The sequence below is a fragment of the Collinsella aerofaciens genome (assembly GCF_009876115.1).
Taxonomy (GTDB): Bacteria; Actinomycetota; Coriobacteriia; order Coriobacteriales; family Coriobacteriaceae; genus Collinsella; species Collinsella aerofaciens_N.
This window is the reverse complement of record NZ_WWSY01000014.1, coordinates 43,870-50,373: the sequence shown is the minus strand read 5'-3', so window position 1 is coordinate 50,373 and position 6,504 is coordinate 43,870. Positions and strand designations below refer to the sequence as shown.

Sequence of the window (6,504 nt, the reverse complement as noted above, 5' to 3'; positions counted from 1 at the left end):
CGGAGGAATTCCGGAATCAGTCCCTATGTGCGGCGTAGGCCGCTTATTAGCCCGTCCAAGAATTGGGGCGCAGTTCAGTGCGCAGCGGGGGTTCTTTCATGTCCGAGGACGTCCGCGAAGGTCAGCCCTCAGATCCTGCGGTGGGAGACCTAAGCCTCGTTGTACACCGTCTTGAGCTTCACCAGGTGAGCGTAGCGGTCCATAGCGGCCTGCTCGTTCTCCTTGAAGAGCTCCTCGGCGCGCTCGGGGAAGGAACGCGTCAGCGAAGCGTAACGGGCCTCGTTCATCAGGAACTCCTGATAACCGCCCGCGGGCTCCTTGGAATCGAGCGAGAACTTCTTGCCGGCAGCAGCCTCGGGATTGAAGCGGAAGAGGTTCCAGTAACCGCACTCGACAGCCTTCTTCATCTCGGCCTGGCAGTTCTGCATGCCGCCCTTCTTGATGGAGTGCATCTCGCAGGGGCTGTAGCCGATGATGAGGGATGGGCCGTCGTAGGCCTCGGCCTCGTGGATGGCCTTGAGGGTCTGAGCCGGGTTGGCGCCCATGGCGACCTGCGCCACGTAGACGTAGCCGTAGCTCATGGCGATCTCGGCCAGGGACTTCTTCTTGGTCACCTTACCGGCAGCGGCGAACTGAGCGACCTGGCCCAGGTTCGAGGCCTTGGAGGCCTGACCGCCGGTGTTGGAGTAAACCTCGGTGTCGAAGACAAAGACGTTGACATTGTGGCCGGAAGCCAGGACGTGATCCAGGCCACCGAAGCCGATGTCGTAGGCCCAACCGTCGCCGCCGAAGATCCAGAAGGACTTCTTGGTGAGGTAAGCCTTGTCGGCGAGGATTGCCTTGGAAGCGTCGCAGCCGCACTTCTCGAGCTCGGCAACGTAGGCAGCGGCAGCAGTCTTGGAGGCCTCGGCGTCGTTGACGGAGTCGATCCAAGCCTGACCGGCGGCCTTGAGCTCATCGGACGGACCATCGGCAGCGATGATGTCCTGGGTAGCGGCGATCAGCTTGTGCTGAACGGCCTCATAGCCAACGGCCATGCCCAGACCGTGCTCGGCATTGTCCTCGAACAGGGAGTTGTTCCACGCCGGGCCGTGACCGTCCTTGTCCTTGCAGTAAGGAGCGGTGGCAGCGGGGTTACCCCAAATGGAGGAGCAGCCGGTGGCGTTGGAAATGAACATGCGGTCGCCGGCGACCTGGGTCACCAGACGTGCATAGGCGGTCTCGGCACAGCCGGCGCAGGAACCCGAGAACTCCAGGTAGGGCTGCTTAAACTGGCTGCCCTTGACGTTGGCCGCGATGAGCTCCTTCTTCTCGGAGACGTTCTCGACCATGTAGTCCCAAACGGGCTGCTGGTCCATCTCCTGCTCGGTGGGAACCATCTCGAGGGCGCCCTTGGGGCAGACCTTGACGCAGTTGGTGCAACCCATGCAGTCGAGCGGGGACACAGCCATGGTGAACTTCATGCCCTTGGCCTTGGGGCCCATGGCGTCGAGCGTGCGGGCAGCCTCGGGCGCGGCGGCAGCCTCGTCCTCGGTCATCGCGAACGGACGGATGGTGGCATGCGGGCACACATAGGCGCACTGGTTGCACTGGATGCACTTGGTCTCGTCCCAGTGAGGAACGACCACGGCGACGCCGCGCTTCTCGTATGCGGAGGCGCCCAGCTCAAACTGGCCGTCGGCGCAACCGACGAAGGCGGAAACGGGCAGGCTGTCGCCATCCATGCGATCGATGGGCTCGAGCAGGTTCTTGACCTGCTGGGCGATAGCGGACTTGGTCTCCTCGGAGAGCTCGACGGGAGCGGCGTCCTCGGCGGTAGCCCAGTCGGCCGGAACCTCGAACTTACGGAAAGCGGTAGCGCCGGCATCGATGGCCTTGTGGTTGGCGTCGACGATAGCCTGGCCCTTCTTCATGTAGGACTTGGTAGCCGCGTCCTTCATGTACTGCAGGGCGTCCTCGGCGGGCAGGACCTTGGCCAGCGCGAAGAAGGCGGACTGGAGCACCGTGTTGGTGCGCTTGCCCATGCCGACCTTAGCGGCCAGGTCGATAGCGTCGATCAGGTAGACGTTGACGTTGTTGTTCGCGATGTAGCGCTTGGCCACGGCGGGCATGTGCTCGGCGAACTCCTCGTCGCTCCACTGGCAGTTGACCAGGAAGGTGCCGCCCGGCTTGACGTCGCGGACCATCTTGAAGCCCTTAACGATATAGCTGGGGTTGTGGCAAGCGACAAAGTCGGCCTTGGTCACATAGTACGGCGAACGGATCGGGGAATCGCCAAAGCGCAGGTGCGAGACGGTGACGCCGCCGGTCTTCTTGGAGTCGTACTGGAAGTAGGCCTGAACGTACTTGTCGGTGTGGTCGCCGATGATCTTGATCGAGTTCTTGTTGGCGCCGACGGTACCGTCGCCACCCAGACCCCAGAACTTGCACTCGATGGTGCCGGGGGCTGCGGTATTGGGCGCATCCTCGGCCTCGGGCAGGCTCAAGTTGGTCACGTCATCGACAATGCCGATGGTGAACTCGCGCTTGGGCTCGTCCTTCTTAAGCTCCTCGAAGACAGCGAACGCGGATGCGGGAGGCGTATCCTTGCTGCCCAGGCCGTAACGGCCGCCGACGACCTTGATGCCCGTCTTGCCGGCCTCGTAGAGAGCGGAGACGACGTCCTGGTAGAGCGGCTCGCCGATGGAACCCGGCTCCTTGGTGCGATCCATGACGGCGATCTTCTGGACGGTCTCGGGGAGAACGTCGACGAAGTGCTTGATGGAGAACGGACGGAACAGACGAACCTTGACCAGGCCGACCTTCTCACCGTGAGCGTTGAGGTAGTCGATGACTTCCTCGAGCACGTCGCAGAAGGAGCCCATGCACACGACGACGCGATCGGCATCGGGAGCGCCGTAGTAGTTGAACAGGCCGTAATCGGTGCCGAGCTTCTCGTTGATCTTCTTCATGTAGCCCTCGACGACAGCGGGAAGCTCGTCGTAGACCTTGTTGCAGGCCTCACGGTTCTGGAAGAAGATATCGCCGTTCTCGTGGCTGCCGCGGGTGTGCGGGTGCTCAGGGTTGAGCGCATGGTCGCGGAAAGCCTGGACGGCGTCCATGTCGCACATCTCGGCCAGATCCTTGTAGTCCCACATGGCGACCTTCTGGATCTCGTGGCTGGTGCGGAAGCCGTCGAAGAAGTTAAGGAACGGGGTCTTTCCCTCGATGGCGGCAAGGTGAGCCACCGGCGAAAGGTCCATGACCTCCTGGACGTTGCCCTCGGCGAGCATGGCGAAGCCGGTCTGACGACAGGCCATGACGTCGGAGTGATCGCCAAAAATGTTCAGGGCGTGGGAGGCGACGCAACGCGCGGAGACGTGGAAGACGCCCGGGAGCTGCTCGCCCGCGATCTTGTACATGTTCGGGATCATCAGGAGCAGACCCTGAGAAGCCGTGTAGGTGGTGGTCAGAGCACCGGCGCCCAGCGAACCGTGAACGGTACCGGCCGCACCTGCCTCGGACTCCATCTCGACGACCTTGACCGGGGTGCCGAAGATGTTCTTGCGACCCTGGGCCGCCCACTGGTCGACATGGTCGGCCATCGGGCTGGACGGCGTAATGGGATAGATTCCCGCTACCTCGGTGTACGCATACGAAACATATGCGGCCGCCTCGTTGCCGTCCATAGACTTAAACTTACGCGCCATATACCCCTCTCCTCTCATATAGGTATACAGGCCCCGGCGATCGCCGGGATGTTGGCGTGATGGGATTTACGCTGTTGCTTCCAATCATCTGGCAGGCAGGCTCAGCAGCAGGTACATGGCGTGGAGAGAAGACATGCCGAGGCGAGGGGCAGTTGATGCGCCCCACAGACCCGACCGCCCGTCTTGCACATGACCGAGCGCCGCAAAGGCCGCATGCCGGATGCTCCCGGGCACGCCCCGGCGATGGGAAGCGCCCGCAACGGAAATCCGCATGCGGGTTTATTGTACCCCGCCTTCAAGTGTAATTTCGGCAAATATAGGCGGGCGGTAAAGGTTTACCTTGGGTGACTGCCAAGGGCCAAAATGGTCCCTCCATCCCCGGGCGACTGGCTCTGGCGCGCCAAGAAGTGTCCCGGAGTGCCGGCATAAAAGGAACGTCCCCATCTGCCGACTAGAGGGCGCCGACGCCGAGGAGGATAGCGTAGGTGGTGGATTCGCCAAGTCTGAGCTCGTCGCCGGGGTTGAGCTGAGCGGAGCGGCCGGGCTCGACCTGGATGCAGACGTTCGTCGCGCCGTTTACCACCATGGTTCCGTTGGTGGACGACAAGTCCTCGACGTGCCAGATATTTTGAGCATCGCACCAGATATGGGCATGGCGGGCCGAGACGTCGTCGGTGATGCCGCCCTCCCCCGTTGCCAGCGCGCCGATCTCAACGCCTTCCTCACTCGGCTGAATCCAGCGCGGGACGCTCACCACGTAGCCGTTTTGCACGCACAGCAGTCCCAGCGGATGCGCCGGCGCGACCTCGTGCTCGCCCGCGACCGAAGATGTGCTCAGCGAGCGCGGCGTCGACGTGTCGCCGCCACGGGTCGCATGAGCGCGGCGGCTCGCCCGACTTGGAACTAAGGCGGGCGTGAGAGCAAACGGCATAGGGAACGAATCTTGCGGATGTACTCCTCGACGTCAGGCAGGTAAGCCCCACGAAGTCACCGGGGAGGCCCAAGCGGCCCGGCACCACTTCCAGATTCTGACCAGGGCGAGTCGTTCGCCGGTGGCTGAAGGCTCGCTCCCACCCAAAAGGGGAGATTCGCGTTGTTCCCCAATCGCTCTCGCATCTTTCATTTTGCTCGAGGTGGGCTATAAAAACTTTCCTGGTGAAAGGCGGCGATTGGTTTCCTTTCTTTCTAGAGGAGCGCGCCTGTAATCTGTTTTCATCCTAAATCAAGTTAAGATCGGACCTTCCAGAGGCAAGTCGACTCAAACTGCGAGGCTCCATGTTGGAATAAAGAGCGCTGTCGAAGTGCCAACAACACAAAGCTTGCCAGTCTCAAATAGAACCTTTTGGGAGTCCGATTGGGCCGCACACCGAATCCCCGCTGGTGGTTTTTTATAGCTGCGCAACAATAAACAAGGTTAGTGCCAGTCCAGCATGAAATTGAGGAACGTATGCATTTTTTCTCAGTAAGTGATCGTCGTTACTGCTTCGATGAGGTCACTCGCAATTGCTTTCAGGTTGACCAAGCATCAGAAGATGCGCTTCGCATATTTGAAGCATCGGGAAGAACGGTCAACTCGAAGTTGCTAACAAAGTCACTTGCTGCGAAAGGCTACGACCAAACGACCATAGCAGAACTTGAAGACGACATTGATGAGTATCAACGATTGTCTGAGCGGACTTTCTTAACAAAAGACACGCCTCGAAAACTTAGATCCATCGAACTCCACGTTTCACATGCATGCAACCTTGGTTGTAGTTACTGTTTTGCCGGTAAAGGAGATTATGGAACGTCTCCTCTGCTGATGACAGACGAGATAGCCTTCAAGGCGGTCGACTACCTCGTCGCAAGTTCATCGGAAAACGAAACGCTTGCGATCGTCTTTTTTGGTGGGGAACCCATGATTAACGAGCCGCTGATATGGAAAACGGTCGACTATTCAAAAAGAATATACCCCAATAGAAACTTTACCTATTCTATTACGACCAACGGAACGCTTTTGAATGACACTGCTGTGAATTCTTTCAAGGAGCACGGGTTTTCTGTTCTGATTAGTCTCGATGGTACAGGATGCAAGCACGATGCATCGCGCCCGTACAAGACGGGAGGCGGCTCTTTCTCCGATATCGACAAAAACGTTCGTCGTTTTTCCGAGTCGTTCCCCTTCGGCGCAAGAGCGACCTTAACAAATAATAACTGTAACCTTGTTGAAGACTATCTTCAGTTTAAAGAGATGGGCTTCAGAAGGATTTACTTCTCGCCCGTGAGCTCATTCGATGAGAATATCAAACTCGACGAACACTCATTAAACAAAATCAGGGCGGGCCTAATAGATTTGGCGGATCAATATCTCAAACAGATTGATCAAGGGGAAAAGCCCTTGTTTAGAACATTGAAAACTGCAGTTGATTTGATTATGAGCAACAGGATCGCCTTTGTCGGATGCGGGGCTGGCAGGCGTTTTATTTCCGTGACTCCCGAAGGGGACGTATACCCCTGTCACAGGTTTGTCGGGATGATGCGATTCAAAATGGGCAACATCGTCACCGGAATTGACGAAACTAGGTATATTGAAAACTGGAGTCAGGGTGTCGAAAAAAGAATTGACTGTACGGACTGTTGGGCTCGGTCTTTCTGTGGTGGGGGCTGTAGCTGGGAGGCTGCAGGCGAGCACGGCTACTTGCCCAAGAGTCTACACCCTGCATCATGTGAATATAGAAAAATGTGCTACGAGATGGCTTTTGACCTTATTTCCCGCCACTCATCTTCGCAGGAGAAAAATCAACGAGAAGCTACTGTATCGGAATAAGCGGTTCAG

3 protein-coding genes are annotated in these 6,504 nt (G+C 58.5%); 1 reads left to right on the top strand and 2 read right to left on the bottom strand.

Going from position 1 to position 6,504, the window contains the following annotated elements:
• Positions 1-149: 149 nt before the first annotated feature.
• Positions 150-3,689 carry a pyruvate:ferredoxin (flavodoxin) oxidoreductase gene (gene nifJ, locus GT571_RS07725; RefSeq protein ID WP_161156474.1) on the bottom strand — a complete coding sequence of 1,180 codons (3,540 nt, stop codon included), beginning with the start codon at positions 3,687-3,689 and terminating at the stop codon, positions 150-152.
• A gap of 451 nt (positions 3,690-4,140) precedes the next feature.
• Positions 4,141-4,620 carry an FHA domain-containing protein gene (locus tag GT571_RS07720; protein WP_117564921.1) on the bottom strand — a complete coding sequence of 160 codons (480 nt, stop codon included), beginning with the start codon at positions 4,618-4,620 and terminating at the stop codon, positions 4,141-4,143.
• Between the two features lie 516 nt (positions 4,621-5,136).
• Between GT571_RS07720 and GT571_RS07715 the strand changes: the two genes are divergently transcribed.
• On the top strand, positions 5,137-6,495 hold the full coding sequence (locus GT571_RS07715) for a radical SAM/SPASM domain-containing protein (protein ID WP_117564922.1): 1,359 nt from the start codon (positions 5,137-5,139) through the stop codon (positions 6,493-6,495).
• Positions 6,496-6,504: the final 9 nt, after the last annotated feature.